The 26,532-nt window shown below is 40.8% G+C and carries 26 protein-coding genes and 1 pseudogene; 12 read left to right on the top strand and 15 right to left on the bottom strand.

Translation table 11 applies throughout. From position 1 onward, the window contains the following. The first annotated feature begins 16 nt into the window (after nucleotides 1–16). The 4 genes from IEW93_RS18945 to IEW93_RS18930 all read left to right on the top strand — a co-directional run bounded on the left by IEW93_RS18945 (nucleotide 17) and on the right by IEW93_RS18930 (nucleotide 4,709). Nucleotides 17–3,199: a DUF748 domain-containing protein gene (locus IEW93_RS18945; RefSeq protein ID WP_188740804.1), complete on the top strand. Its 3,183-nt coding sequence runs from the start codon at nucleotides 17–19 to the stop codon at nucleotides 3,197–3,199. 106 nt (nucleotides 3,200–3,305) lie between these two features. Continuing rightward, the gene (locus tag IEW93_RS18940) at nucleotides 3,306–3,662 is read left to right on the top strand and encodes a glutaredoxin family protein (protein WP_188740803.1); all 357 of its coding nucleotides are present in this window, start codon (nucleotides 3,306–3,308) and stop codon (nucleotides 3,660–3,662) included. Nucleotides 3,663–3,815: 153 nt separating this feature from the next. After that, nucleotides 3,816–4,265: a hypothetical protein gene (locus IEW93_RS18935; protein ID WP_188740802.1), complete on the top strand. Its 450-nt coding sequence runs from the start codon at nucleotides 3,816–3,818 to the stop codon at nucleotides 4,263–4,265. 216 nt (nucleotides 4,266–4,481) lie between these two features. After that, nucleotides 4,482–4,709: a DUF2986 domain-containing protein gene (locus IEW93_RS18930; protein ID WP_188740801.1), complete on the top strand. Its 228-nt coding sequence runs from the start codon at nucleotides 4,482–4,484 to the stop codon at nucleotides 4,707–4,709. Nucleotides 4,710–4,875: 166 nt separating this feature from the next. Here IEW93_RS18930 and IEW93_RS18925 read toward each other — a convergent pair whose 3' ends face one another. Both IEW93_RS18925 and IEW93_RS18920 read right to left on the bottom strand, forming a co-directional pair. Beyond that, on the bottom strand, nucleotides 4,876–6,390 hold the full coding sequence (locus IEW93_RS18925; RefSeq protein WP_188740800.1) for an MATE family efflux transporter: 1,515 nt from the start codon (nucleotides 6,388–6,390) through the stop codon (nucleotides 4,876–4,878). A 96-nt stretch (nucleotides 6,391–6,486) separates the two neighbouring features. Beyond that, nucleotides 6,487–7,317, bottom strand: coding sequence for an ion transporter (locus IEW93_RS18920; RefSeq protein ID WP_188740799.1), 831 nt, complete (start codon nucleotides 7,315–7,317; stop codon nucleotides 6,487–6,489). 200 nt (nucleotides 7,318–7,517) lie between these two features. Between IEW93_RS18920 and IEW93_RS18915 the strand changes: the two genes are divergently transcribed. Next, entirely contained in the window at nucleotides 7,518–8,000 is a 483-nt protein-coding gene (locus tag IEW93_RS18915; RefSeq protein ID WP_373284947.1) for a L,D-transpeptidase family protein, read from the top strand. 44 nt (nucleotides 8,001–8,044) lie between these two features. Continuing rightward, nucleotides 8,045–8,614 (top strand): VOC family protein, encoded by a 570-nt coding sequence (locus IEW93_RS18910; protein ID WP_188740797.1) that lies wholly within the window; start codon nucleotides 8,045–8,047, stop codon nucleotides 8,612–8,614. 45 nt (nucleotides 8,615–8,659) lie between these two features. On the opposite strand, the gene IEW93_RS18905 is transcribed toward IEW93_RS18910, so the two are convergent. From IEW93_RS18905 to IEW93_RS18885, 5 genes are all read right to left on the bottom strand, one after another. Continuing rightward, complete coding sequence (locus IEW93_RS18905; protein ID WP_188740796.1) at nucleotides 8,660–9,118, bottom strand: GNAT family N-acetyltransferase; 459 nt, start codon at nucleotides 9,116–9,118, stop codon at nucleotides 8,660–8,662. A 54-nt stretch (nucleotides 9,119–9,172) separates the two neighbouring features. Then, on the bottom strand, nucleotides 9,173–9,988 hold the full coding sequence (locus IEW93_RS18900) for a M23 family metallopeptidase (RefSeq protein WP_223420053.1): 816 nt from the start codon (nucleotides 9,986–9,988) through the stop codon (nucleotides 9,173–9,175). 119 nt (nucleotides 9,989–10,107) lie between these two features. Beyond that, complete coding sequence (locus IEW93_RS18895; protein ID WP_188740795.1) at nucleotides 10,108–10,980, bottom strand: 6-carboxytetrahydropterin synthase; 873 nt, start codon at nucleotides 10,978–10,980, stop codon at nucleotides 10,108–10,110. A gap of 729 nt (nucleotides 10,981–11,709) precedes the next feature. Beyond that, nucleotides 11,710–12,414, bottom strand: a complete 705-nt coding sequence (locus tag IEW93_RS18890; RefSeq protein ID WP_188740794.1) for a response regulator — start codon at nucleotides 12,412–12,414, stop codon at nucleotides 11,710–11,712. Beyond that, nucleotides 12,411–13,928 (bottom strand): ATP-binding protein, encoded by a 1,518-nt coding sequence (locus IEW93_RS18885; protein WP_188740793.1) that lies wholly within the window; start codon nucleotides 13,926–13,928, stop codon nucleotides 12,411–12,413. Before IEW93_RS18885 ends, IEW93_RS18890 begins: the two co-directional genes overlap by 4 nt. A gap of 135 nt (nucleotides 13,929–14,063) precedes the next feature. Here IEW93_RS18885 and IEW93_RS18880 point away from each other — a divergent pair, with 135 nt between their 5' ends. The 3 genes and pseudogenes from IEW93_RS18880 (at nucleotide 14,064) to IEW93_RS18875 (ending at nucleotide 15,001) form a co-directional block, all read left to right on the top strand. Further along, nucleotides 14,064–14,327 (top strand): hypothetical protein, encoded by a 264-nt coding sequence (locus IEW93_RS18880; RefSeq protein ID WP_188740792.1) that lies wholly within the window; start codon nucleotides 14,064–14,066, stop codon nucleotides 14,325–14,327. Between the two features lie 81 nt (nucleotides 14,328–14,408). Beyond that, nucleotides 14,409–14,618: pseudogene (locus IEW93_RS22340) on the top strand (hypothetical protein). Between the two features lie 20 nt (nucleotides 14,619–14,638). Next, nucleotides 14,639–15,001 carry a hypothetical protein gene (locus IEW93_RS18875; protein WP_188740791.1) on the top strand — a complete coding sequence of 121 codons (363 nt, stop codon included), beginning with the start codon at nucleotides 14,639–14,641 and terminating at the stop codon, nucleotides 14,999–15,001. Between the two features lie 126 nt (nucleotides 15,002–15,127). Here IEW93_RS18875 and IEW93_RS18870 read toward each other — a convergent pair whose 3' ends face one another. Beyond that, nucleotides 15,128–17,629 (bottom strand): sensor domain-containing protein, encoded by a 2,502-nt coding sequence (locus tag IEW93_RS18870; protein ID WP_188740790.1) that lies wholly within the window; start codon nucleotides 17,627–17,629, stop codon nucleotides 15,128–15,130. 534 nt (nucleotides 17,630–18,163) lie between these two features. Beyond that, entirely contained in the window at nucleotides 18,164–19,027 is an 864-nt protein-coding gene (gene htpX, locus IEW93_RS18865; RefSeq protein ID WP_188740789.1) for a protease HtpX, read from the bottom strand. A 262-nt stretch (nucleotides 19,028–19,289) separates the two neighbouring features. On the opposite strand from htpX, the gene pepE reads away from it, so the two are divergent. Beyond that, nucleotides 19,290–20,000, top strand: coding sequence for a dipeptidase PepE (gene pepE, locus IEW93_RS18860; RefSeq protein ID WP_188740788.1), 711 nt, complete (start codon nucleotides 19,290–19,292; stop codon nucleotides 19,998–20,000). A gap of 61 nt (nucleotides 20,001–20,061) precedes the next feature. Here pepE and IEW93_RS18855 read toward each other — a convergent pair whose 3' ends face one another. Then, nucleotides 20,062–20,481: a VOC family protein gene (locus tag IEW93_RS18855; protein WP_188740787.1), complete on the bottom strand. Its 420-nt coding sequence runs from the start codon at nucleotides 20,479–20,481 to the stop codon at nucleotides 20,062–20,064. Nucleotides 20,482–20,579: 98 nt separating this feature from the next. Between IEW93_RS18855 and soxR the strand changes: the two genes are divergently transcribed. Next, nucleotides 20,580–21,026: a redox-sensitive transcriptional activator SoxR gene (gene soxR / locus IEW93_RS18850; RefSeq protein WP_188740786.1), complete on the top strand. Its 447-nt coding sequence runs from the start codon at nucleotides 20,580–20,582 to the stop codon at nucleotides 21,024–21,026. Nucleotides 21,027–21,160: 134 nt separating this feature from the next. Here soxR and IEW93_RS18845 read toward each other — a convergent pair whose 3' ends face one another. Next, a complete protein-coding gene (locus IEW93_RS18845) occupies nucleotides 21,161–21,607 on the bottom strand; it encodes an Hsp20 family protein (protein ID WP_188740785.1) in 447 nt (148 codons plus the stop codon). 362 nt (nucleotides 21,608–21,969) lie between these two features. Here IEW93_RS18845 and IEW93_RS18840 point away from each other — a divergent pair, with 362 nt between their 5' ends. Next, nucleotides 21,970–22,200, top strand: coding sequence for a hypothetical protein (locus tag IEW93_RS18840; protein ID WP_188740784.1), 231 nt, complete (start codon nucleotides 21,970–21,972; stop codon nucleotides 22,198–22,200). Nucleotides 22,201–22,291: 91 nt separating this feature from the next. Here IEW93_RS18840 and IEW93_RS22090 read toward each other — a convergent pair whose 3' ends face one another. The 4 genes from IEW93_RS22090 to tnpB form a co-directional block, all read right to left on the bottom strand. Then, a complete protein-coding gene (locus IEW93_RS22090; protein WP_229706716.1) occupies nucleotides 22,292–22,648 on the bottom strand; it encodes an ABC transporter permease in 357 nt (118 codons plus the stop codon). Nucleotides 22,649–22,737: 89 nt separating this feature from the next. Continuing rightward, nucleotides 22,738–23,346: an ABC transporter permease gene (locus tag IEW93_RS22085; RefSeq protein WP_229706715.1), complete on the bottom strand. Its 609-nt coding sequence runs from the start codon at nucleotides 23,344–23,346 to the stop codon at nucleotides 22,738–22,740. Nucleotides 23,347–23,465: 119 nt separating this feature from the next. Then, nucleotides 23,466–25,712 carry a S41 family peptidase gene (locus IEW93_RS18830; RefSeq protein ID WP_188740783.1) on the bottom strand — a complete coding sequence of 749 codons (2,247 nt, stop codon included), beginning with the start codon at nucleotides 25,710–25,712 and terminating at the stop codon, nucleotides 23,466–23,468. Nucleotides 25,713–25,765: 53 nt separating this feature from the next. Continuing rightward, nucleotides 25,766–26,185 (bottom strand): IS66 family insertion sequence element accessory protein TnpB, encoded by a 420-nt coding sequence (tnpB, locus tag IEW93_RS18825; protein ID WP_188740782.1) that lies wholly within the window; start codon nucleotides 26,183–26,185, stop codon nucleotides 25,766–25,768. Nucleotides 26,186–26,532: the final 347 nt, after the last annotated feature.

Genomic DNA, 26,532 nt, shown 5'->3' with positions numbered 1-26,532 from the left:
ATCAAGAAAATCTCCTATGACAAGCATTTTTAGCCAAACAATCACTGCCTTTAAACGTCGTCCATCCTATCAAAAATGGCTATTTTGGCTCGTCAATGCCTATCTAGTGTGGTGCATCGTTTTAGGTGGCATCATTCCTGCGATAGCAAAACAACAATTGCCGCAACAATTAAGTGAAATGCTTGGTCGTCACGTCACAGTACAAGACATCCGGATTAATCCTTTCACCACAGAGATCACGCTGAGCGGTTTTACCATCAACGAAGCCAATGACGACACGGCGTTTGTTAGCTTTGAGCGTTTATACGCTAATTTACAAGTGTGGCAATCACTTAGCCTATTCGGCCTCGTGTTAGAAGATGCGGTACTAGAGCAGCCCCAAATACGTATAACCCGTAGTCAAGATAAGCAGCATGATGTCTTTAATTTTAGTGACATCATCGCAAGAATTGCCAGCAAAAGTAGTCCACAACAAGATGAGCCGCAGGCGCAAACCACAGACATGCTATCCATGCGCATAGCAAACATTGAGATAAGACAAGGAACATTTACCCTAGATGATAAAGTGACAGACACCCTTATAAGCTACCCTAGTATTCACTTTACACTGAGCCAATTCGACAGCATCCTTGCCGCAATAGACAACCAGCAAAACTCAGTCAATCAGTTTAAGATCGGCATTGAAGACCAATACAAAGGCGGCTTAACAGTGCAAGGTCAATTGCAATTGTCACCTTTAATGCTAAAAGGCGACATTAATGTTGCTAACATTGACTTATCTCGTTACTGGTCATTTATAGACCAATTGTTTGCCATTAATTTAGCCCAAGGGAAACTAAGCATTAATGGCCACTACAGTATTGCACTGCAAAATAAAGACCTTGCGCCAATCAGTGACATTTCAATTAGCCGGGGTCGCATTATTATTGACAATGTAAAAGCGCTACATCAACAAGATGAAAAGATATCCATTGACGAACTCGCATTAAACAACATCAATATCAACGTGCTAAACCAACACGTTACCATTGATGAACTGTACACAAAAAACGGTAAAATAAACCTTAACATTACGCCTACAGGTGCTGATTTAGCCGCCTTATTGCTTCCTAAAAACACCGAGTTAGTGAGCAGTGATGACCAAAGCTTAGCGCAAGAAAACACCGCCAGAGCCGATGCAAAAATCGCTGACGTTGAACAGACTGAACAAACAACACAAGCAACACAAGCAACACAAGCAACACAAGCAACACAAGCAACACAAGCAACGCAAGCAACACAATCTAGTGAACAAAACCAGCCATGGCTAGTTACCTTAAATAAACTCACTCTAGGCCAGTACCAAGTCACATTGGGCGAAGGCATTGCCAGCGACAACATTATCATTTGGCAACTCGGTCCCATCAATCTCAGCACGGGTAAATTGGTGTCTGATTTTTCAAGCCCTATTGAATATCAATTATCTACTGTGATTAATGAACAAAGCCAATTAAGTTCAAGTGGACAGGTTGACGTACAAGCTCAAAGCATTAACGCCGAAATCGACTTTAATAATATGTCGTTAACTCGCTTGCAGCCTTACATTGACCCTTACATTAATGTCACCATTGAAGATGGCATATTTTCAACCCAAGGTAGCCTAAGTGCTGATGCTAACGACAGGTTAGTTTATCAAGGCAAAGCCCAAATATCGCAACTTGATATTAAAGATAATGTCTTAAAACAGCCTTTATTGAATTGGGAAACCATGGACATAAACCAACTTTCATATGACCGTAAGCAAGCAAAAATTGATATTGATGAGATAAATTTCGACAGCCTATTTAGCCGTTTGATTATCGCAGCAGATCGAAGCACCAATATCAGCCAGTTAATACATGACAATAACCCAGCCCCAGAAACACTAAATGCCCAAAAAACCGAGCCACAATTAGCCAGTGCAGCAACACAAGAGACGGCAAAATCGCAAGATGAATCCCCTGAAATGCAGCTCAACATTAATCGAATTGGTTTTAAAGACAGTTCAGCCTTTTTTGCAGATAACTCACTCACACCAAACTTTGCATCAGGCATTGAGTTACTCAATGGCGACATCATCAATTTATCTTCTAACCCACAAACCACAGCATCAGTGGATTTAGCAGGTAAAATTGATAAATATGCACCCGTTACATTAAAAGGCGATGTAAATCCTCTGTTAGAACAACCCTACTTGGACTTAAATCTCAACTTTAAAAAAGTCGAACTCACGTCAGTCAATCCTTATTCAGGCACCTATGCGGGTTATTACATCGACAAAGGTCAACTGTCATTAGATTTAAACTACAAATTAAAAGACAGCGTGTTAGTCGGAACTAATCACCTCGTGATTGACCAGCTCAAGCTAGGAAAACGCAGCAATAGCGAAGAAGCCACCAGCTTACCAATAAGCCTTGCCGTGGCATTACTGCAAGACCGCCATGGTGTTATCGACTTAGGCGTTGATGTGGCTGGCGACATTAACTCACCCAGCTTTAGTTTTGGCAGTGTCATCATTAATGCCTTAGGCAATGTCATCACAAAAGTGGTGACGTCGCCCTTTTCATTTATTGCAGGTCTTGTAGGCAGTGAAGACGTTATCGATAAAGTCAGCTTTACAGATGGCGCCAGTCTTATTGAACATCAACAACAGTTAACCTTAGACACACTCGCCAGTGCTTTAATTGAACGACCATTGTTAACACTCAATATCAAAGGCAGCGTTGATGTCGCCAATGATAAACCTGCACTAGCAGAGCGAAAATTTCATAAAAAACTGGCAAAAGCAGCCGCAATAAAGTTGCGCGCTTTGCCCACACATTTGTCCGCCAGCCAATTCCCTACATCAGGGCCATTAACCAATGCGCTTTATCTATTGGCCGAACAAGAGTTAGGGCAATTACCCAGTGATATAAAGCAGCAATTACTGACAGAATCGCCAGAACTCAACCAAGAAGAACTCACAACCCGCTTACATATCAGCTTGTACAATATGTTAAAAAATAATCAGCCCGTTAGCGCCGATGATCTCGGTTTGCTTGCACAGGCTCGTGCCAGTGCAGTTAAAGCTTATTTAGTCGAACAAGGCCAAGTTGATGCTAGTAAAGTATTTGTGCTAGAAAGCCGAATAAACACTCATCAAAATGCATCGGTTGCCATGTTAGAGTTACAAGCAAAATAGTTAGGCCCTATTATCCAGAGCTAACTTCGAGTAGACTGCGGCTAATTTTTTATTGGCCCGTTATCTAAAATGTAACGGGTTAACCATCATTTTATTGAGGATAAGTATGTTTATTGTTCGCTGGATTTTAGGCCGAATTATTTTATTATTAAATGTTGTATTTGCACCTAAAAAACGTCAACGCCCACAAGAGCAGCAAGCTGTGATAGATCAACAAACGCAATCACTAGCCCTATACCAATATGCTGCTTGTCCTTTTTGTGTAAAAGTACGTCGTGAAATGCGTCGTCAAAATTTAAACATCCAACTTATTGATGCCAAACAAGCACAAAATAAAGCCTTATTAACCACTGAAGGTGGTAAATTACAAGTCCCTTGTTTACGCATAGAACAAGACGGTCAGACACAATGGTTATACGAATCAAAAGCCATTAACAACTACCTAAATGAACGCTTTGCTTAGTTCCATTACGCATTGATAATAAGCCGCACTTGTTGCGGCTTATTTATTGCTACTCAAAAACATCTTTAAGTTAATTTACCTTGCTGTGGGCTATCATCCTTCTAACCGCTTAGGTTATGATTTACACCATTATTTTGCTTTAGGGGTTTATCTGTGTTTAAAAATAGTTTGCTGATATGTAGCGTGGTGTTGTTGAGTGCATGCAGTTCAAGCCCACCCGATCCTATGGAATTTGCCGGACAGTTTCGTGATACCTTCAGTACACAAATTAAAGGCGACGGCATAAAGTTATTTACTTATAAAGCAAAATTGGCCACGGCTACAGATCGTCCCTTACCCAACGATCAACCTCATGACCAAAGAGTCAATCGCCGTAAGCAAGACTTACAAAGTTACTTAATAGAACAACGCAATGCTGAAGAACGGCTAGAACTTTGGCATCAACAAGTGGATTTAGGCTTACAAAAAACCATTGAAATGAGCGGCTATTGTAAAACCGGCTTTATAGAACTGAATCGTTATGTGGAAATGGATCGAGCTGAAGTAGTAGGTGAATGTAACGACGGCGCCACTGAAGAAGACATTAAAAAGTTCGGTCTATAACATCACAACGTGTTATCACCATTGCTTAGCACTAAAGTGTCAACCAAACTCTTTTTGATAAACTGCTGTATACTCCGTAGCAATTAGGCTAAAATTGCCCTCCACTTTTCTCGTGAAGTCGCCGATGGCCGTTAGACCAGCGGCTTCACGTTTTGATAAGCCATTTATCTTCTGCAATGATATGAATAGTTTGTCGTTTACACAGTAAGAAATCTGATGAATAGAAAGCAAGAGATGATTAAAAAGATGGCCAAACGTGCTAAAGCGCGTAAAAATAAAGTTGTGCCATCAAACCCAAGTACTAAACCTGTTGAGCGTTATATTTCAAAGGCCGAGCGTGAAAAAATCGCGTTGGCTGCAGCAGCAGAACAAGCCGCTGCCAATAACGAAGCCGACGTACCGGCTGAAACCGTTGTTGATACGCCCGAAACAAACAAAGAATAAGCCGTTTATTACACGCACTAAAAAGCCCCTATGACAATCGTCATAGGGGCTTTTTAATGCTTGGCAAGAATGTGACCATTCTTACTAATTAAAATGGCTTGAACAAAGGGCTCGCTGCGATTTCTGCCTTATTCTAAGCGATTTTGCCAACGCAATCTGTGATCTGTTATTTATCATGATTGGTGTAAGGTTTTTTATCTTGAGCGTCACCCTGTTGTCCTATTTGCTCACACAATGGTGCTTCATCTAGCTGACCCATTTGGGTTCGCCCTGAAGTGGGTAAAGGCGCTGCGACCATATCAATATTTATCGCATCTTCGGCTAACAGCTGTTTGTTAGCATCTGCCGACACACCACTTTGTTGACTGATGCTATCAACGAGTCGATAGGCAAACAGTATGCCGACAACACCAAAAATAATCGCGCCAATAACCTGACCTATAAGCACTCCGTAAACACCGCCCCATTGGGCACCAAAATACACAAATGGTATAGTGCCAATGGTGGCTTTACCCACGTTAAACAAGGTTGAATACTTGGCTTTACCTAAATTATTAAATGAGGCATTAGCAATAAATAAAATCCCTGAAAAAATAAAGAACACCGCAATATACTGACAGAAAAACACGATTAACTCTGCTGCATCACCTTTCATTTCAAAACTACTTACAATCACATCCCGCAGCAAAAACAGGATCAACGACATGGCTAAGACATACACCACACAAAATTGAACCGCTTTGGTTAAACTTAAGCGCACACGCTCAAACTCATTTGCGCCAAAATTTTGCCCAACAATTGGGCCTATCGCACCCGAGAGGGCAAAAATCATCCCAAAAGAAACCGGGATCAGTCGACCTAACACAGCCCAACCAGCCACATAACTGTCACCAAAGTCTGCAATGGCGCGGGTGACTACAGCATTACCAATCGGTGTTGCCACGTTAGTTAACATCGCTGGCGCTGCAATTGAAAAAATCACCCCTAAATCTTGTTTAAATTCCACATAAGAAAATCGGCCCATCAACTTATGCTTAACCACCACACCACGGGCCGAAATAACAAATACGGCAATACGGGCCAATACCGATGCCGCAGCGGCGCCTTCTATTCCCATAGACAATGAAAAAATAAAAATAGGATCTAATACCGCATTGACGCCGCCACCAGCCAGTGTCGACATCATAGATAATTTTGCATCGCCAACAGCACGAAGAGCTCCGCCTAATGCCATTGCTAAACATATAAAGGGTAAAGACGGGATCAATATGGTTAAATAACTTTGTGCTAGCTCGGCTGTGCGCCCTGTCGCACCTACCAACGCCAGTAACTCAGGAATAAAACTAAACACCACAATGGCCACCAGCACGCTCGTTAACAAAGTCACTATTGCACTATTTAAAAACAATCGTTTAGCAAGTTTGATATTTTTTGCGCCTACCGCCTTAGACACTAAAGCCCCTAATGCAATCGACAGCCCAATCCCAATAGATGTAGTAAAAAATGAGATAGTACTGGCATATCCCGCAGCCGCAGCCAATTCAACTTCACCCAATAAACTTAAAAAGAAAATATCGAGTAAATCAACAACAAATAACGCCGAAATGCCGACAGCTGCGGTCGAACTCATCACCAATATGTGACGTAAAATAGGCCCTTCAACAAATTTGGCAGTGGTCATGCTTATCCTTTAAAAAACACCCAGCAAAACCAATCTGGATGATATAGCGCTGGGTGATGAACAGCGGGCTGGTATACAATTAGGTAGTAAAATAGGTCAGAGTTTTTCTAACTCACTGCCGCAATGGTTACAATAATCAGCATCGTTATCATGGCCTTTTTTGCCACAATTACTGCATTTACGTAAATCGCGTGTTCGCACCATTTCATGTGAAATCTCAGCAGTTAAAATCCCTGTTGGAATAGCAATAATTGAATAACCAATCAACATGGTTAATGCCGCAATGCCCTGACCTAACGGCGTTTGTGGAGTAATATCACCATAACCAACAGTAGTAATGGTAACCACAGTCCAATACATGGATTTAGGGATTGAGGTAAAACCGTTATTAGGCCCTTCTATCACATACATAATCACACTTAACACCATAATGATTAAGCTGACCGAAAAGAAAAACATAAACACTTTACGGCTAGACTGCACCATGGCTTTTAATAACAAATGGCCATCGCTAAGGTATCGCAACAGCTTTAACACCCTAAACACACGAAACAAGCGCAACACGCGAAGCGCTAAAGCCACGTTAGCCCCAGGAAAGATCAAGCCAAGGTAGCTGGGTAAAATTGACACTAAGTCGACAATCCCAAAAAAACTGCGGGCATAATGTAACCGATTAAGTGAGCAATATAATCGTAATATGTACTCAACGGTAAACAATACCGTAAAGCTCCATTCAGCGATACTAATTAACTGTCCATATTGCTCATTAATATGCTCAATCGTGTCAATAAAAATCAACAGCACGCTCAACACAATGCATATCATCAAAATAATATCGAAACGTTTACCTTGTGCTGTTTCAGTACCAAAAATGACACTTCGTAATTGTTGTTTAAGTGGGTTGTCCACTTTTTCTTCAGTATTCATTTCAGATTTCACTATATTAGGCAATCTTTTAGGCCAACGTGCAAATAAACCCAGTTAACTCAGTATCAATTAACCTTTGTTATCGTTAAAATCTAACATTGACTGCCGGGTGTTAACATTCGGAATAAGTCATTTTACAATAAAAATTAAAATGGTCATTGATTTACGGAGATTTCATGCGCGCGCTGTCCATATTATTCATGTTGGTATCTTTAAGCCCTCTGTTGGTAAATGCTTCATCATCACAGGCATTACACGCAAAAGTCGATCTTGTTGTTGTAAACAAGTCTGAATCTCGTTTATCAGTTATGCGCGACGGCAAAATAGTCAAAAGTTACCTTATTGCCATGGGTGATATGCCACAAGGCCATAAGTTAAAAGAAGGTGATCAACGTACCCCTCAAGGCCGCTACACATTAGATTATAAAAAATCCGACAGCGCCTTCTATAAATCGATTCATATTTCATACCCTAACGAAGAAGATAAATTACGTGCTGATGCGTTAGGAATAAGTGCTGGCGGGATGATCATGATCCACGGTGAGAATCCTCGCTCTCCATTACCGCCAGAAGAAGCACAAAAATACAACTGGACCAACGGTTGTATCGCCGTGACCAACAAAGAAATGGACGAGCTTTGGCAAATGATTGATGCGGGCACGCCGATTGAAATCTGGCCATAAACCACAGCCATGAATACCGCTTTTTGTTAAATTTGAGTAAGCAAATGAATTACCAACAGTTACAACACACCTGGGCTGACTTTAGCCTGCAAATAAATGCCTTTATTGAGCAATTAGGCCTAGATCATTTATGTTTGCAGGCAGATCACGCCGCCTTACGTGTAAACCACCATCAAACAGCGCAGCTTTTAGCAGATGAGTTTAGTCAACATGGTGACATTATCTCCAACAATATGATCAACGGCAGACCCATTTTAATCATCAAGTTAACCAAGCCGTTAATCATGGGCAAAATGCAAATTGACTGTGTTGAGTTGCCCTTTCCGTCAGATAAAACCTACCCAGTTGAAGGTTGGGAACATATTGAATTAGTGTTTCCGTCGCAAGCGCAAACCTGTGAAGCACTCGTGGCAGAACTGATTGAGCAAGTCCCACAATTGGCAAGTATTATTGATAATGCTCATGCTGGTATCGGTGAAATTAACATAAAACTCAGTTCACCTAAAGGCGATAACGAGCGTTTAGCCAACCCAACTATCGCTTTTAAAACTAAGGGGATTTGTGTAAAAGTGCATCCTCATGATATTCAAACCATTATCGCCAGCGAACAGTAAAATAGTTACACGACTCGGGCATAATCAACGCTGTTCTTAACTCTCTTAATCAATGACTTTGGTCATAAACAGACTATTAGGATCAGCTTGATAGTCTGCAAATGGGCCGCAGTATTCAAAGCCATGGCGTTGATACAAACGTCTTGCGGGGGCAAAAAAATCCATTGAGCCAGTTTCTAAACTCAACTGCTGATAACCACGACGTTTCGCCTCACTGAGCAAATGCAACAACAACGCTGTCGCCACGCCCTGGTTTCTCGCGGCTGCAGCTGTACGCATTGACTTAATTTCACCATGGGCTATATTAAGCTCTTTTATTGCCACACAACCAAGAACGACATTATGTTGCTTTGCACACCAAAAGGTAATACTTGGATGTTTTAATGCATCTATATCTAATGCATGCACGCTTTCGGGTGGCGAGGTGGCATACATGTCCGCTAAATGTGCTTGTAATAACTCAATTACACCTGTGCTTTGCAAATCATCTAGCTGTATGTGCATCTAACCACCTTATTAGCTTGGCCAACACCAGGCGCGAGTTCACTTTTTAATAAATCAGTTTGCCGACTGCTGGGCAGCTAATACTTTTTCCATTGGCGGTACAATTGATACAGGGTCTAAACGCATTTGAAACCAGTTTAAACGCCAATCTAAATGCGGACCTGTTACTCGGCCTGTTGCGCCAATTTCTGCCACTTTATCGCCCTGCGCTACTTTGTCGCCAACGTTTAAATACAATTTACTGAGGTGTAAAAAACTGGAACTCACGCCATAGCCGTGGTCAATAATTACAGTACCACCTGAATAAAACATATCAGGTTCTGCTAACGTAATGACGCCATCAGCAGGCGCAACAACTACGGTGCCAGTTGGGCGCGCAACATCAACACCAAAATGAGGATTTCCAGGAACATCGTTATACACTCGCTGACTACCATAAACGCCTGATATTCGGCCTGTAACAGGCCAAATAAACGACTGCATAAAGGCTTGCTGTTCTGTGAATATGTTTCGTGCTGCTCGGGTTTGTTCAGCATCTTTAACCGCTCTTGCCTGCGCAACAGGGTCAGGCTTCATAATGGTTTGACTAATGCCGCTTACTCGGTCAATTTTATATTGTTTGGCGGCGATTTTTAGCGGCTTAATTTCTGTCAAACCATCAGGATAAGTCACTTTCAACATCTGATCTGATTTGGCATCGCGATCAAAACCAATAGCAAACTGCCCATTTGGCGTTACTTTTACAGGTTCACCATTCAGTAAAATTTTACTGCCTGGCGGCACAGTACCGCGAACTAATGCGCCTTGTTCAAATGTACCTTGAAAAGTCACGGCCATTGCAGCTGTACTGCACACACAAGCACAAAACATCGCGGCAGTGGTTAGTGTCTTTAATGGTGATTGCAAAAAAAACATCACGTTGAATTCCTTGTATTAAACACAAAAAGATAAAAAAAGGGCCACCTTCTGGCAGCCCAAATTTGAATATATTAACCTTTAACCGCAATAGCCCCTTTACCAATACCTTCATATGCGATGACTTTAAAATGACTTTCAGGCACCTTGCTTGCCAAGGTACTGGCCATATAGTCTGCTAACAACTCAACAGTGGTATCGTGAGGAATTAAATCACAACATTGTTTTGGCATGGCCAACTGAAAATCACCTTGTGGCGCCATGTAGTGAAAACCGAAGTGAGTTTCGTCATTGATATTAGTTTGCTTTGACAGCTCTAGCGTATTGACAGACACGAGATCTTCTTCAGTACCTAAGTACACATCTTGCCAACGATCTGCCCAATATTGGTCCCATTTAGGTTCGGCAATGCCGTTTTCAAATACGGTAACAGGACTGCGGTGTCCGTGAGCAATACGTTGGCAATTACCGTCGTGTTTACGTAAACCATGACTGTAATGATAATACGGCGTATTTAACACTTCACTGCGCAGAGTTAAGCTGATCCCTTGCACATTTTCAGGTAATACTTCGCGAAGGGCTTTTTTTAAAAAATCGTTAACACTTTCATAATCAATAATGTCAGTTGGGATCAAAGCAAATGCTTGTGATGGGCATGCAAGGTGGATATCCCCTTTTTGACTCGAAAAGTCCATCCATACTCTGTCACCCTTTTGTTGCCAGCGCACTTCACTGCAAGCTGTAGGAATGAGCAAGCGATGATCAGCGACATCGTCGATGGTATTTTTAATGGTGCGTTTTACCTTAGCGAAATCTAACACCATATTTTGATCATCTAAGCCGCCATCAAGCAGAACATCAACAATCCAGCTTTCACCCACCATGCCTCTAATTGGGCACAGGTAAGAAAAATCAATAACGGTTAAATCTTTTACAAACAGTTGCATTAATGCTCCTAGGCAGAAAAACAGTCCACCTCAGTATAAATGTATTCCGAATGGCCAGTGCCAGTGGAAAAGTATCTTATGAACTTGTTATAGGCCATTGCTTACATAGTTAGCAAAGTACACTCTACAAAACAACACCAATAACTGGCACATTCTAAACAAAAGCCAGCCACTGGGCGAGTAAACAAAAGTATTTAACGAAAAAAAACCATGAAGATACCGATTTATCGAACTTTAATGCAAAAAGATGCCTGATAGAACCACAGAGCCTAAGGAAAAAATAAAGATTGTAAACGGTCAATGAGATCCAATTATTGCAATGATTGATAAAATTTTGGCGTTAGCGACCTAAGAGATAGTGATTTTTTGATAAGCAAAATAAACCAAAATGAATATTATGCTTTGTAAAAAAGCAGAGTGACGTTAATCAATGTTATTCAAAAATTACAACTCACCTGAACTGTGAATAACAAATGCTGTAGCAAATCAGTAAGATTGCTCTGTTAATTTAGTCGAATCGTCTTGAGTCAAAAATACAATCAATAGGCTAATAACCATAAATGATTGACAACACAACAGTAAATAAATCATCAATGAAAACATAAATATAAACCTGAAAGTCCTTTTACAGGTATATTACTCAGCAAATGTGCAGACAGGGTGCAGACATTGAGGATAAAGAGTAAATTGATGCCTTAAATGGCCATATTTAAGCCTAACGCGGGCTTATCACTCTACTTTATAGCCAACCCCATAAATAGAATGCAATACTTCTTTTTGTTTTGTGACTTGAGCCAGTTTGTGGCGTAAGTTTTTAACATGGCTATCAATTGTACGTGAGCTGACAATACGATCGTCGACGTAGCACACTTGCATTAAACTGTCGCGAGAATGGACAACCCCAGGGCGTTTAAGCAAGGTTTGTAACAACCTAAACTCTACCGGTGTAAGCTCAACCTCTTGTTGATCAACGTGACACTTAAAGCGTTCAATATTTAAATCGATATGCTTATAGCGAATAATTTGCTCATTCTGGCTACCTTGGGTGTTTTCTACCCGTCTTAAAATGGTTTTAACTCTAGCGACCACTTCACGGGCCGAAAACGGCTTACACACATAATCATCAGCACCTAGCTCAAGCCCCATTAAACGGTCAATTTCATCGACTCTGGCGGTGAGCATTAATACTGGTAACATAGAAAACTGGCGAATTTCTCTACAAATCGTTAAGCCATCTTTGTAAGGCAGCATTAAATCTAAAATCACAAAGTCAATTGCCTTGGTTTTAATGGTCTCAATTACATCACGACCATCATATTGAACCAGCGTGTTAAATCCTTCTAACTGCAAGAAATCCACTAAAATTTGCGCTATTTTAGGTTCATCTTCTACCACTAAGACTGTCATCGGTTGCTGATGAGCAAATCCACTCATAATGAGTTCCTCAACAAAGGTAATTGAACTTTAATACATAATCCGCCCATATTTGATGGCGCGGCACTAATAGAGCCATTATGTGCTTCAACAATGTTTTTACAAATAGTCAATCCTAAACCCGCACCACTACCTCTGCGTGTCCTTGCACTGTCTTGACGATAAAGAGGTTCAAAAAGGCATTCACATTCTGCTTCGGATGCACTGGGCTTGGTGTCATTAATAATCAAATAGATCATATTGGCTTTGTGAATTAACTGAACATTGATTTCACCTGGGCTATCAGTATAGGCCATCGCATTCATCAATAAATTGATGAATAATTGTTCTAACCTTCTCACATCAGCCGACACAAACAGCATGGGAGTAATCTGTTTGGTTAACGTTAAGCCTTTGTCTTGAATGGTTGCGGTAATGCTCGTCAATGTCGTTTCTAATGACTCGCTAATATTAACACTTTTTAAATGGTATCTAAGGCCACCAACGTCAGACAAAGACAACTCATACAAATCATCAACCAGGTGCTTCATTCTTAACACCTCTTGTTCAATAGAGGTTAACTGCACATGATCAAATGGCCTTATGCCCGCTTTAATCGAATCTATTTCACCACATAAAATACTTAAAGGGGTTCTCAATTCATGCGATATATCGGCTAACCAACGGTTTTTGGCGCTACGATTTTTAGCTAATGTCATTGCTAGATGATCAATGTTTGTCATTAACATTCCTAGTTCATCAGCTCGTTTATTATCTGCTAAACGTTGGTCATAATCACCCTTAGACAAATACGATACGCCCAACATCACCTGATTTACTGGCACCAACAAAAAGCGAGCCAACCACCAGGCTAATGCACTGGCAAGCAATAAACAAACAAGGCCTATCGCCAAGCTAGTCCAGCGTTGCTGTTTTGCAAAAGCTGTAGCAGAAGATGACTCTATTTCTCGTATTGGGTTACTCAATATATAACCAACAACTTGCTGGTTATACACTAATGGATAGCTAATACTGTTGGCTTTTTTATCGATGACCGTTCCCGCAATATATTGCTCTTCAGCTGAATACAACCCGGTTGGTGGCCCACCACGATGCTTGTTCGCTACCGGCGGTCTTAAATGTGGTGGAGGCGAACGAGGACCTTGTCTGGCCTGTTCTGGTAAACGTTCAGGAGCCCTATTTGCTGATCGTGGTGGCATATTAACACCCTCAGCATTGGTATCCCGCGGGATCCTAGGCTGTGGAGAATGGGCTAAAATCGCCTGATTCAAGGTGTTTTGACTCACGGCGTGCCAAGTAATTAATGATTCACCTTCCTCGATGGGTTGAGGAGAACTTGCCGCATAAAGTGTGAGTAAATCTTCTGATAAACTGGCCAAACGTTCTTGTTCTAAACTGTTTATATAGTCTAAAAAACCTTGATCGAAACTCCACCTCGCTAACGATAACGTGGCGATAAGTACAATACTGGTTAAGCCAACAAAGGCTAAAAATAATTTTTGAGAGATTTGCATAAATTACAGTATAACCAGCAATATAGCCGCAAACTAGTCAGTTGTAATTTCTGATTATAATCTCCTTGATTTCTGCACACTTTCTTCACAATCATCAGATATATTACTCGTAATACCTAACCAAGGAGCGTCACCATGACCCTTAACCCAATCAGTATTGGTTTTGTTACACTGAGTTTACTTGTATCTGCAAGTGTGTTGGCTAATCCACCAGGAGGCAAGCCACCACAAGAAGCAATAGAGGCATGTGCAAATAGTGCTGAAAATACTCAGGTTAGCTTTGAAACCCCTCGTGGTGATAGCATTGAAGCAACCTGTCAATTGATCAATGGTGAGCTTGTTGCCGTACCGGATAACCCACCAGAAGATATGCAACAAGGCCAAAAGAAACGCAACTAACACTTTTAGCTAGGGTCTGTTGACCTTTGCTGGTTAAATTTTGTTCGAGTTAAAAACGTTTTAATCGAGGCGAATGGATTGATGCCTAGTCATCTAAGCAAAATCCATTCAACAAAGAGTAAAACGTTTTTAGCCGAACCTTTCAGGCAGTGTTTGTTGGCCATTTTTACTGCGTTATCGACTTTTTATGTAGAATAACTACACATCAAAGTCTCTGCCTTGTATAAAAGACCAACAATTCGCTGCAAAAACAACCTTGAAAGATCAACAGACCCTAAACATTCATTTTAGATCGTTGATAAGGAGTTAATATGCAAGTGACTAGCAGCAGTACATCGTTTCAAATGTCTTCGACAGAAAATACACAACGTCCACCAAGACCAGATGGTCCGCCGCCGCCAAAAGACGGTGTACCACCTGGGTTAGAAAACGCGGTATCTTCATTAACCGAAGAGGAGCAACAATCAACTTCTGAAATGTTAGCCTCATTAACTCAAGAACAGCAGATTGAGTTAAAATCGGTTTTAGATGAGTTAAAGCCTATGACTGAAGGTCTGTCAGATGAAGATATCGGCAGTATTTTTTATGAAGCTTTGAGCAATATTTACAACAATGGTGAAACAGAAACTGCCAGCAGTACATCATCAACGGTTAATGTAGACGTATACGCATAGTGCTAGTGTACTAATCTCACAGCAAAAACAATTAAAAGCCAGCTTATTGCTGGCTTTTAATATATACCCAATCAACCTAAAGATGCTCGCGTATCTTCAGGTTGGTTGGGTATAATAGTGCAATATTTAAGCTTTATGCTCACTCACCAATGGTAAAAAAGCCTCTAATGCACTGGGTAATTGAGGTTTACTGTATAAATACCCTTGAGCTAAATCACATCCGTTTTCACGCAGAAAATCTGCCTGGGCTTGGGTTTCTACCCCTTCGGCAATAATTTGTAAATTCAGCGCATGCCCTAATGCAATAACGGCTTTCGCAATAGCGGTATTGTTAGAATCATGAGGAATATCACGCACAAAGGATTGATCAATTTTAAGCTTATCAATGGGCAATTTCTTTAAATAATTAAGAGATGAATATCCTGTACCAAAATCATCAATACTCAATGCAATTCCCATTGCACCGAGTAACTTTAAATCACGAATAATGGCATCAGGGTCGTGCATCATACAAGACTCTGTCACTTCAAGTTCTAGGTGTTTTGCAGGCAAACCGGTTTCCAGTAAAATCAACCTAACCTGATCAACAAAATCAGATCGATTAAGTTGTAAACTCGCAACGTTTACCGAAATACGCTCAAAAGATTTTCCTTGCGTTAGCCATTCAACGCCCTGTAAACAGGCTGTTTTTAACACCCATAAGCCTATTCCCCAAATTAAGCCAATCTTTTCAGCCAGCGGAATAAATTCACCTGGGGAAATGTCACCTAAAACAGGATCATGCCAGCGAATTAGGGCTTCAAAACCACAAGTTGTGTTGTCTTTGAGTGTTAATTTGGGCTGATATACAAGGTAAAAATCGTCATTAGCCATTGCCTGATGCAATGCGGTTTGCAATTTTAATTGAGCCACAGCTTGCTTTGTCATTGACTCAGTATAAAACGCGTAGTTGTTGCGTCCATCAAGTTTTGCCCGGTGCATTGCTGCATCAGCATTGCGCAATAAACTGTCATGGTCATCACCATCACTTGGGTAAATTGCCACGCCCATGCTTGCAGTCAATCTGACTGACTGAGCATTATCGAGAATAAACGGGCGCTCAAACACGCTGCGAAGCCTATCTACCGATGAGGTGACCGAATCCGTTCCCGAAATACTGGGCAGCATCACAACAAATTCATCACCGCTTAAACGTGCAAGTACATCATAGTCCGATAATGCATAAGACAAACGTTTAGCTAATTCAACGAGAATTTCATCACCAATCACATGGCCTAAACTGTCATTGATGTGTTTAAAAAAATCGATATCTAAAAATATAATCGCTAATTGCTTTTTCGCACGATTAGAATGACTTAACTCTTGTTCAACTAACGACATAAATTGCATACGGTTAGGCAATTGTGTCAAGGGGTCAAAGTAAGCTAGATTTTTGAGCTTTTCTTCATTTTGTTTTTGGACAGAAATATCAGCAAATACCGCCACATAATATTGAATAATATTTTGCTTATCAAAAACAGCACTAATGGTGATTGCTTGCGGAAAAATAGCTCCGTGCTTACGACGATTCCAAATTTCTCCATGCCATTTACCTTGTACTAGCAGGGTATTCCATAAACGCTCAAAGAAACTTTTAGGATGGCGGCCAGAGCTTAATATGCTGGGATTTTTACCCATCACCTCTTCTCGGCTATAGCCAGTAATGTCTGTAAATGCTTGATTAATTTCTGTGATATTACCATCACTATCTGTAATCACGACCCCTTCTACGGCATTTTGAAATACATTTGCCGCTAACACCAATTGCTCTTGCGCCTCTTTATGTTTAGCGATATTTCGCGTCATACCAATCACCCCGATTGGCTGACCTTGATCATCGTGAATGGGAGCTTTAATGGTTTCAAGCCAGACTTTATTAAAATGTAAATCGACTTCCTCGCACTCTGATACCACCACAGTTGTACCAGCCTCGATAGCTAATTTATCGCCTTCAACAAACGAATCAGCGGTGCGCTTATCAAACAAGTCAAAGTCAGATTTACCCACAATTTGCTCTGTTGTTTTACGCCAGGCACGCTCAACACTTTTATTGCAGCCGATATAAATGCCATGAAGGTCTTTAATCCAAATATGTTCATCAAATGCGTTGATAAAAGCCTGAACATCAACAGCATGAGAAATGCCCGTGTCGCTCTTAATGTCCAAATCACTACTGTTTACATACACACAAATAGCATTACTCAACATATCAGCGATACGAACTTGAATTGCACTTAACGGTTGGAATAGGCCGAGTTTATCTAAATCGTGATTCACAGCACTAAAACTCAGCGCCGCAATAATGTGTCCTTCTTTACTGCGAATTAACTGATGATGTATGTCTACTTCAGGAGTAGTACTGTCCTGGGTGTGTTTTTCAAGATCCGCATTAATGTATTGCAACAAACTAATTTTATGCTGTTGGCAGACACGCTCGGGAGTTGATTGACTGATACAAAGCGCCTCAAAACGATGATCCCTTGTATTGAGCTGATTGAATGTAATAGTAAGACGAAATTCGGCAGAGATATCATTAATCTCCTGCTGCCACTCCCTAAGTTGAGACTGAGAAATAGCTGTCTTTAACATATCACCTTCCTAAAAAACATATCAATATTGGTGACTAACCCCATCACCGGCATTATCGCTAACGGTCATTAACCGCAACTCATTTGGCCTAGTAACAGTTCATCTATTAGGGCCGATTGTTCTGAGCTAGTTTAATTTTGTTAGAGCAAACAGAATGTTAATCGAGTCAAATGGGCTTTGCCCAAATCACCTAAGCAGTTTATTCGCAAAGGTGTATTCTACAAAAAAGTAAAACGTGCTTAGCAGATAGTGTCGGTTTGCATTAAATAACTTTTTACGTCGTTATCGACTTTTTGTTAAATAACTACATATAAAAGTCTCTGGCTTACGTCACTATGCGGAAAAAAACCTTGAAAGAACATTTGGCCAAGGTGATGGATGAACAGCAAACTACACAGAGCAATTTAACTATAAATCATAAATACAAAATCACGCTATCTTTACTTTACGTATTTAAGCATAGAAATGGGCTATAAAACAAATAAGGAGCACTAGGCTCCTTATTGTAATAAACAGAACAAACAACTGTATATATTAGCTATTTTTTAATGCTGCTATACGTTTTTCCAATGGTGGGTGGCTCATCATCAGTTCAGCCATTGAGCGCTTGCCATTAATACCAAATGCCGACATTTGAGCAGGCATAGCTCCAGACTCAGGGCCTTGACGTAAACGCTCTAATGCAGCAATCATTTTACTTTTACCGGCTAAGCGCGCAGCACCTTCATCAGCTTTAAATTCACGAATGCGTGAAAAGTAAGCCACGATTATTGATGCCAAAATACCAAATAACATATCAAGTACAAAAACAACCGCCATATAGGCAAACATGCCTAGGCCTTCGCCTTCTTCGTCATTACTTGATACAAAGTTATCTATGATCCCAGCAACAACACGTGCAGCAAAAATAACGAAGGTATTCACCACACCTTGAATAAGGGTTAGTGTCACCATATCACCATTGGCTACGTGACTGACCTCATGAGCAAGCACCCCTTCGATTTCATCTTGTGTCATGCCGTAAAGCAAGCCAGAACTTACTGCAACAAGCGAATTGTTTTTACTTGGCCCTGTCGCAAACGCATTCATTTCAGGCGACTGATATATGGCCACTTCTGGCATGTTAATGCCGGCTTGTTTAGCCTGGCGAGCAACCGTTTCAACTAACCAACGCTCTGTATTGTCACGAGGCTGGGTAATGACTTCACAACCCATGGTCTTTTTGGCCATCCATTTTGAAATGGCTAAACTGATAAATGCGCCACCAAAACCAAAAATGGCAGCAAATACTAACAGTCCACCCATAGTTTGGGTATTAACCCCTAGAATAGACATGACAATTGAGGCAACCAGTAAAATGGCTAAGTTGGTTGCAATCAACAAAAATATACGCTTCATTTAAGCTCCTGTATGGCAAAATGCCGATTAACGATTGTTACTATAGACATAATATGTCCATAATTTTAGAATTCAAGCTTATAAATATTAAAAAAGATTTATGACTTTTTTAGGCAAATAAAACAGACTCAAAAATCTAGCGAGCAGAGTTTATGCAGGGATTCTTAATTGAAACTGAAAAATACCAAACCATGATAAACTCCATGTTTGCACGGATTAATCTTTGATAAACTAGCTAAAAATATAACCAAAAAGGATTTTCATGACGATTAACGCATTAATGTTAAGTGCCTCTCGCGTTGGTGATTCGGCTTATTTAACTCACACAGTTGAACTCATTCGCCCACTGACAAAACCTGGACAACACTGGGTATTTATTCCTTATGCTGGCGTCAGCGTAAGTTATGATGAGTATTTAACCAAAGTCAAAACCGCACTCGCCACATTACCTATAAGTATCAGCAGTATTCACCAATTTGCAGATCCAAAACAGGCAATTGAAAACGCTGATGGTGTTTTGGTTGGCGGTGGTAACACCTTTCAATTACTAAACGAGTTGTATCGTTACGATTTAGTGCATCTAATTCGCGAAAAAGTACAAAATGGTATGCCATACGTCGGCTGGAGTGCGGGTTCAAACATTACAGGTACCAGCATTCGAACCACAAACGACATGCCAATCGTTGAACCGCCCTCTTTTACCGCGTTAGGTATTTTACCTTTTCAATTGAACCCACATTACACCAATTACCAATTACCAGGTCATAACGGCGAAACTCGCGCTCAACGCTTATTAGAGTTTACCATTGTTGATCCATTAACCCCGGTTATTGGCATTCAAGAAGGCAGTGCGCTATGGCGACAAGGGGAAACACTCACCTTAATTGGCGATCAAACTGCTTATTTATTTCATGGTAAACAACAAGAAGTCGAGATTGCCGCCAACAGCGACTTATCAGACTACCTTAAATAACACCATTTAATAGAATAATCACAACAGGGCTTATAACGACAGTGATAAGCCCTGTGTTACATCAACAATCATACTGATTGCGCTCACTGGGAATATCAGTCAAATACTCAACAAATTCAACCTCAAAACCATTTGGGTCAATAAAATAACGACTTTTATAAGCCTCGTTAACGGCGCCCATAATCGCAATTTGATAACCTACGTTTGCCAGCCTTACAACTAACGCATCCACATTATCGACAACATAAGCAAAATGAGCCAAACCAATAGCATTACTTTTAAGATCACGCGCAGCTCCAGTCCCAGAGTCATTGAGCGACAAATACTGATAGTCATCGCCAAAGTGAAGCCATTTACGTGGTGTACCATGCCATGTCGACTCACCGCCACCACGAACGCGCCAATGGGGAAACGCAGCACGATAGAAGGTTAATGTCTCTTCTAAATCGTTCACGACTAAATTTAAATGTTCTAGCCTCATCTTGTTACTCCTTCATAATTTGACATTGCACAGCTTAATACCTCAAGTTAACTTGAGGTAAAGTGTTATATTTGTAAAAATAAAAAAAAGGAAACACGATGACAATTGATACAGAACTCAGTGTTGGTCAAGTTGCTAAACGATGCGGCATAAACATCTCAGCAATCCATTTCTATGAACAAAAGGGCCTGATCAGCAGTTGGCGTAATCAAGGTAATCAGCGCCGTTATTCACGGGATGTGATAAGGCGGATTTCACTTATCAAAGCAGCACAACAATTAGGCATATCATTAGATGAGATTGGCAGTGCATTTGCGTCTCTGCCCAATGGACGAACAGCCACAAAACAAGATTGGGCTAGCTTATCACTGATGTGGAAAGACACTCTGACGCAACGTATTAATCAATTACAAAAGTTGAAAGATTCGCTTGAAGGCTGCATCGGCTGTGGCTGTTTATCGATGAACCATTGCCCCTTGTATAACCCTGAAGACGTACTCGCAGCACAGGGCCCCGGGCCTGTGCTGTTAAACAAAAAAACCTAGTATCAAAAAGATACTAGGCATAAGCAATAAGCAAAATTGGGGAGTGATAAACAATAGAGAACAGATAAACAATAAAGTGGTAACCGTATGTTTTAGCCACCACTTTATCTGCCCATGTAATGGGCCACACAGAATTAACCTAGTGTGTTTGTACTCACAATATCAATTTTTCGTGGTTTCATCGCTTCAGGAATTTCACGGACTAAATCAATATTTAATAAGCCGTTTTCTAATTCAGCGCCCACAACTCGAACATAATCTGCTAATTGGAAAGTACGCTCAAAGCCTCGTTCAGCTATGCCTTGGTGTAAATACTTACGATCATCATTCTTAGTTGTTTTATTGCCTTTTACTAACAGTTTTTCACCTTCACTCATAATGTCTAGCTCAGACATTGCAAAGCCTGCAACCGCCATAGTGATCCGATAACGATTTTCGCCAAGTAATTCAATATTATAAGGTGGGTAACCACTGTTAGCATTATTGGCAGCTGCATGTTCAGCTAATTGAGCTAAACGATCAAAACCAATTGCGCTACGGTAAAGAGGGGCTAAATCTGGAGTAAGATTAAAGTTTCGCATGTTCATATCCTTGTCTAAAGCAATATGTAAAATAATGACCACTTTTTCATAAAAGTAGCGACGTTGATAACAGCCCTTACGGCACTGTCATAGTCAGAGTAGTAAAACCTCATTCGAGCATTTCGTTATCTATCTCTGCTACAAAATTAGATATATGGACACCGTGTTTGATATCAAGGCTATTGAATAAAAAAATTTAAAATGGATATAAAAATTCAAAAATGGCATTTATTCAACATCTTAAAATTCAATAATTATGATTAATTACGACTGTAATCCTGTTTAAATGACTTTTGTCACTGGTAATTCTAATTGAAAACGTCACAATAACTCACAACGCAATACATCAATAAGGATATGTTATGAACCCTGCGACACTGGCACTATTAATCCCAATCATCGCCATTATAGGCAGTTTTATTGTTAGCATAATGAAGCTTAAAGAGCGCCAAAGCATAGCGGCAAACGAACAAGCAAATAATAATAAATCTCTGCACGATGAAATCAGCTCATTACGTCAACGCATTGAAGTATTAGAACGGGTTATTACTGAAGATTCATATGACTTAAAACAAAAAATTAATAATGCATAACTTGTATTATTGTTAGCACCACAAAGCCACCTTTATGGGTGGCTTAATGATTTAACGACATGATGGATAAAATAACCAGTCAACTATCCCACTACTTATTGACAGCAATTGAGGGTCTAAACAGCGCTAGACTGCTAACAAAAAATACCATCCCCAAGGTGATGATATTCAATAACTCGGGCCACACAATACTAAAGTCAGCCCCACGAAAGACGACTGACTGCGAAAATGCCATAAAGTGCCGTGAAGGGAAAATCCATGTAAATGGTTGAACAATTGCAGGTTGACTCTCAATGGGAGTAATGCCCCCAGACAATAACATCATAGGAATGATGACAATCATTAACAATAAAGCAAACTGCGCCATGGTGCGGGCTATGGTGCCAAGAAATATCCCGATTGAGACTGCTGAAAATAAATAAATCGTCGTCCCACCAATAATAACCAACGCGATCCCGCAATGGGGACATCCAATAATGTTTCGACCATAAAGAAAAGTGACAACGAAAAGGCTATCAGCACAATTAGTCCATTGGCTCAAACCTTGGACATAATGATTTGAAATGACGTCAGCGGCATGACCAATAAATGTTCGATTGTGCCATGCTCACGTTCACGCAGTAAGGCTGCACCGGTCAGAATAATAGCCAACAAGGTGACATTATCGAGCAGCGCTCCCATTGAACTAAACCAGCTCATTGTGCCATTAGGATTAAACGCGCGTCGTTGAACTAATACCACGGGGTAATCGATGGTTGCATTAGACCGATTAACAAAAAAGTTAACCTCCTTAGTGATGATGCTTTGAATATAGCTATTACCTAAGCTTGCTTGAGTCACAGCGGTCGCATCAACATCGATTTGCACACTCGGTAAGCGCCCATCACGCACATCCGCCTCAAAACGCGGTGGAATGATTACCACAAACATAAAGCGATCTTGGTCCATGACTTGGTCTACCTCGCTCGCAGATATTTGCTCTGCAAACTTAAAATAAGGAGGATAGAAAGCATTGGCAATGTTACGCGACAGCGTTGAGTGATCTTCGTCAACGATCGCAATTGATGCGTTATTGACCGACTCACTAATGGCGGTTGATCGCGAATAAATTTGCGCACTGAATAAAAACACAATTAGTATTATCATGGTAACGTCACCCATGACACTGCGCAGCTCCTTAGTGCCAAGCTAGAAAATATTGCTCCAGATTTTCATCGATTATGCCTCCTGCTTTTTCAAACAGGGCTCATGTAGGGAGAATCTGACTACTTAATCGCAGCTTCCCTGGTTCTAATTACCTCAATAGCCTTTTCCACTAACTCATCCCTACCTTCTTTCACTCCTTCTATGGTTTGCTTCACCTCTAAATCAGGAATAATACCTACTCTTTGAGTTTCTCCACCGTCAGGATAATAAACTCCAAGACCGGAAAAAGTCGTCCTTAATAGACCCGGCAGAGCAAAGCTCACAATGTTGCCATCTGCACCTGACGTTTTACTCCCTATTATCGCAGTGTCTCTACCCGCCCTAAATGCCATCGCAGTAAACTCAGCTTGACTTTGCGTGTTTTCATTCACTAAGACAACTAGCTTTCCTTTAAAAGTCACTTCCGACGGTTTAAGAACCGCTACATTACCAACGCCAAACTCACCCGGGTTATTTATGTTTGGATAAGTGAATTTCGCGAATGCTCTTTTATCTTCCACGAAAAATGAACCCAAGCTATACATTGATGGAGTGTTAGGATAATTTCGAATATCAATTATAATGCCTGCCGCATCCTTGAATTGATTTTTTATAGAATCCAAATCCATTTTTTCAATGGTGGCCAACGTAACGTAACCAATATCCCCATCGATAGTTTTATAGCTTTTTTCACCCTTAGGTTTGCGATACAACTGGAAAACGTGCAACTCTTCCTTTTTGAATAATTTTAGCGACGTATTACCCATTAACTTGTCGCGCCTAAAGCTTATATCTATTTTAGCCTTATTCGACCTCAACAAATCAGGAGCAATATCTCTTAGCCTTGAAGCTTCATTTGATGCAGGGTAATAACGCAGCTTATCCCTAACCAACTCTTCCACGGCGACACCATCGATCTCTGTAATAACATCACCTATAGACAGGCCGCTCAGGCGGGACATATCGCTGGTATCACGCTTGTTTTCCGTGTAAAAATCCACCACAACAAGCTCACCCTCAACAAACCTTGTGAAAACTGGTGGGTAAAATTCACCTCGCATTTTTTCAACTTCACCGCGACCAGCCCATAAATTAGCATGCGTATCCTTAAGCTCACCCATTAAAGATAGCGCCACTTTTTCATAATCTAACCGATTTTTTGCCCCTAGAAACAATGGAATATATTCAGCGAGAACACTACTCCACTCCTTATCAGTCAAATGCTTATACGGAAAAAAATATTGAACCAAGTTCCAATACCGGTATAAAGCTAATAATCTAAACCCATCATCTGGATACGGCATATTAGAATAAGCTTTTTCATTTGAAAAAATGACCCTCCGCCTGCTGTTTGTGGTTACATAAAAGCTCGCGCCTTGTCTCCGCCCCTCATAAACCGAGTTCAATTTTTTGATTAGTTCTTTTGATAGACCAAATTCATAAAACCATCTATGATCTGGCTTCAGAACAGACTCCTGATTTGTCACTTTACAATCAATACACGGAGTCACCTTACCTAACCGATCGATCCAACCTACCAGACTCTTGTCTCTCTCCTGAACATCCACAACTGAAAGATAATCTGGAAGAAACCTAAACAATTCATAATCCCAGTTATAATCTCCCCCTCCCACATTTGGATGGTGATATTTCAGAAACCCCCACACCCTCCCTAAAAGGTCTAAGTTTATTAGTGTTGCCTCATCCACCCCAGACAAAACCAACATTGAACCAGAATCAAATTCGTCATCCTTATATGCGCGAGGAGTCTCACGTAGTTGAGAACTTGTTAATGGTTTATCGTCTATCAGTATCTGAAGATCATCGAACCAAACTTTCCCATTACCCGATAACACACCACCAACTGTAATCGCAGAGGCATTTTTGAGTTCAACATCCAAACTAATCTCAAAATCCCTCCAATCATTGTCACCGAATAATTTCTGCTCTCGCATATTACTAAAGGCTTGATCAGGGTGAACATTAAGCATCAACCCCACCCATCCATCAGTAATACCCTCAGTTTTCACAGCCCCCCTCAACTTAATGTTTTGCCCCTTCGCTTGGAGCGCCAACCAATAACCAAAGGAGCCAGCGTTAGGTTTACTTCCTTTAAACTCAACCGAAACTGATCGCTGCCCACGTTGAAAAACCTTATCATCAACCGAAAAGTTATACCCAGCCTCCCCTCCAGATACCCTCCACCCACTACTGGGGAACTTATCGTAGGTTTCGAAATCTAGGTCAGGTAAACGAGGCTTAGCCATCCCTCCGAAAGCCGCTAACAAAGAAAGCAACAAAACCATGATACGTATATTTTTTTCCATTTTATTAACTTCCTGAATCCTTTACTTCTTCATAAGCGTCTGGGCAACTACACCTACTGTTTAACATTCCATGGTAACAGACTGTCGATATCCAGTGCTGGTTGGCACAGTTCATTAAGGCAAGCCATGATGTAATCAAATGGGATTAAACCATTTACCTTTGCGGTTTCGACAATGTTGTAAAGTCTGGCGCTGGCATGTGCACCGTTAGCCGTTTGACTAAATAACCAATTGTTTCGGCCTATCACAAACGGTTTTACCGCCCCCTCTGCACGATTATTATCAATACTCAGTCTGCCATCATCTACATACCGTATGAGTTTATGCCATTTGAACTTATATTTATCTAATCGCTTATACCACAGTGCAAAGCCGGTGTTATCCCAGTACAGCAGTTTGAGCTTATCACGGCCTTTATTACAAAACACAAATAGCGCACCACTGAGCACCGGTAGTTCAAGCTCTGCTTCCACTAAGGCGCTAATCCATTAAGCGATTTACGAAAATCGACCATATCGACACATAAATAAACGGTGGGCACATCAACAAACATCTTCATGCCATCAGCCCTTTAATGATGGAAACGATATCGTTCGTTGCTAAATTGGCAGGAAACAATAACTGGCCCGTGCGGATATCAAACTGCACCACATTTTGATGAGTTTGCGCGCAGACTTCAGTGGTGGTTTGTTTTAATACCATTCCGCGAAAAAATGTGATCTAATTGCTATATCCGTTACTCACCTTTTTTAGCAATGAAACAACACACCAGTTTCGAATTAATCAGGCTATCCAAGCAAACAGCAGATGCCCGAATGCG

The sequence above is a fragment of the Shewanella inventionis genome, assembly GCF_014641855.1.
In the GTDB taxonomy this organism is placed as follows: domain Bacteria; phylum Pseudomonadota; class Gammaproteobacteria; order Enterobacterales; family Shewanellaceae; genus Shewanella; species Shewanella inventionis.
This window is presented reverse-complemented; position numbering and strand designations above follow the sequence as displayed.

Excerpts from the sequence above, each read along its gene's own strand:
- IEW93_RS18945 (WP_188740804.1), top strand. The coding sequence starts at position 17 with ATGACAAGCATTTTTAGCCAAACAATCACTGCCTTTAAACGTCGTCCA.
- IEW93_RS18940 (WP_188740803.1), top strand. The coding sequence starts at position 3,306 with ATGTTTATTGTTCGCTGGATTTTAGGCCGAATTATTTTATTATTAAAT.
- IEW93_RS18930 (WP_188740801.1), top strand. The coding sequence starts at position 4,482 with ATGAATAGAAAGCAAGAGATGATTAAAAAGATGGCCAAACGTGCTAAA.
- IEW93_RS18925 (WP_188740800.1), bottom strand. The coding sequence starts at position 6,390 with ATGACCACTGCCAAATTTGTTGAAGGGCCTATTTTACGTCACATATTG.
- IEW93_RS18920 (WP_188740799.1), bottom strand. The coding sequence starts at position 7,317 with ATGAATACTGAAGAAAAAGTGGACAACCCACTTAAACAACAATTACGA.
- IEW93_RS18915 (WP_373284947.1), top strand. The coding sequence starts at position 7,518 with ATGTTGGTATCTTTAAGCCCTCTGTTGGTAAATGCTTCATCATCACAG.
- IEW93_RS18910 (WP_188740797.1), top strand. The coding sequence starts at position 8,045 with ATGAATTACCAACAGTTACAACACACCTGGGCTGACTTTAGCCTGCAA.
- IEW93_RS18905 (WP_188740796.1), bottom strand. The coding sequence starts at position 9,118 with ATGCACATACAGCTAGATGATTTGCAAAGCACAGGTGTAATTGAGTTA.
- IEW93_RS18900 (WP_223420053.1), bottom strand. The coding sequence starts at position 9,988 with ATGTTTTGTGCTTGTGTGTGCAGTACAGCTGCAATGGCCGTGACTTTT.
- IEW93_RS18895 (WP_188740795.1), bottom strand. The coding sequence starts at position 10,980 with ATGCAACTGTTTGTAAAAGATTTAACCGTTATTGATTTTTCTTACCTG.
- IEW93_RS18890 (WP_188740794.1), bottom strand. The coding sequence starts at position 12,414 with ATGAGTGGATTTGCTCATCAGCAACCGATGACAGTCTTAGTGGTAGAA.
- IEW93_RS18885 (WP_188740793.1), bottom strand. The coding sequence starts at position 13,928 with ATGCAAATCTCTCAAAAATTATTTTTAGCCTTTGTTGGCTTAACCAGT.
- IEW93_RS18880 (WP_188740792.1), top strand. The coding sequence starts at position 14,064 with ATGACCCTTAACCCAATCAGTATTGGTTTTGTTACACTGAGTTTACTT.
- IEW93_RS18875 (WP_188740791.1), top strand. The coding sequence starts at position 14,639 with ATGCAAGTGACTAGCAGCAGTACATCGTTTCAAATGTCTTCGACAGAA.
- IEW93_RS18870 (WP_188740790.1), bottom strand. The coding sequence starts at position 17,629 with ATGTTAAAGACAGCTATTTCTCAGTCTCAACTTAGGGAGTGGCAGCAG.
- htpX (WP_188740789.1), bottom strand. The coding sequence starts at position 19,027 with ATGAAGCGTATATTTTTGTTGATTGCAACCAACTTAGCCATTTTACTG.
- pepE (WP_188740788.1), top strand. The coding sequence starts at position 19,290 with ATGACGATTAACGCATTAATGTTAAGTGCCTCTCGCGTTGGTGATTCG.
- IEW93_RS18855 (WP_188740787.1), bottom strand. The coding sequence starts at position 20,481 with ATGAGGCTAGAACATTTAAATTTAGTCGTGAACGATTTAGAAGAGACA.
- soxR (WP_188740786.1), top strand. The coding sequence starts at position 20,580 with ATGACAATTGATACAGAACTCAGTGTTGGTCAAGTTGCTAAACGATGC.
- IEW93_RS18845 (WP_188740785.1), bottom strand. The coding sequence starts at position 21,607 with ATGCGAAACTTTAATCTTACTCCAGATTTAGCCCCTCTTTACCGTAGC.
- IEW93_RS18840 (WP_188740784.1), top strand. The coding sequence starts at position 21,970 with ATGAACCCTGCGACACTGGCACTATTAATCCCAATCATCGCCATTATA.
- IEW93_RS22085 (WP_229706715.1), bottom strand. The coding sequence starts at position 23,346 with ATGATAATACTAATTGTGTTTTTATTCAGTGCGCAAATTTATTCGCGA.
- IEW93_RS18830 (WP_188740783.1), bottom strand. The coding sequence starts at position 25,712 with ATGGAAAAAAATATACGTATCATGGTTTTGTTGCTTTCTTTGTTAGCG.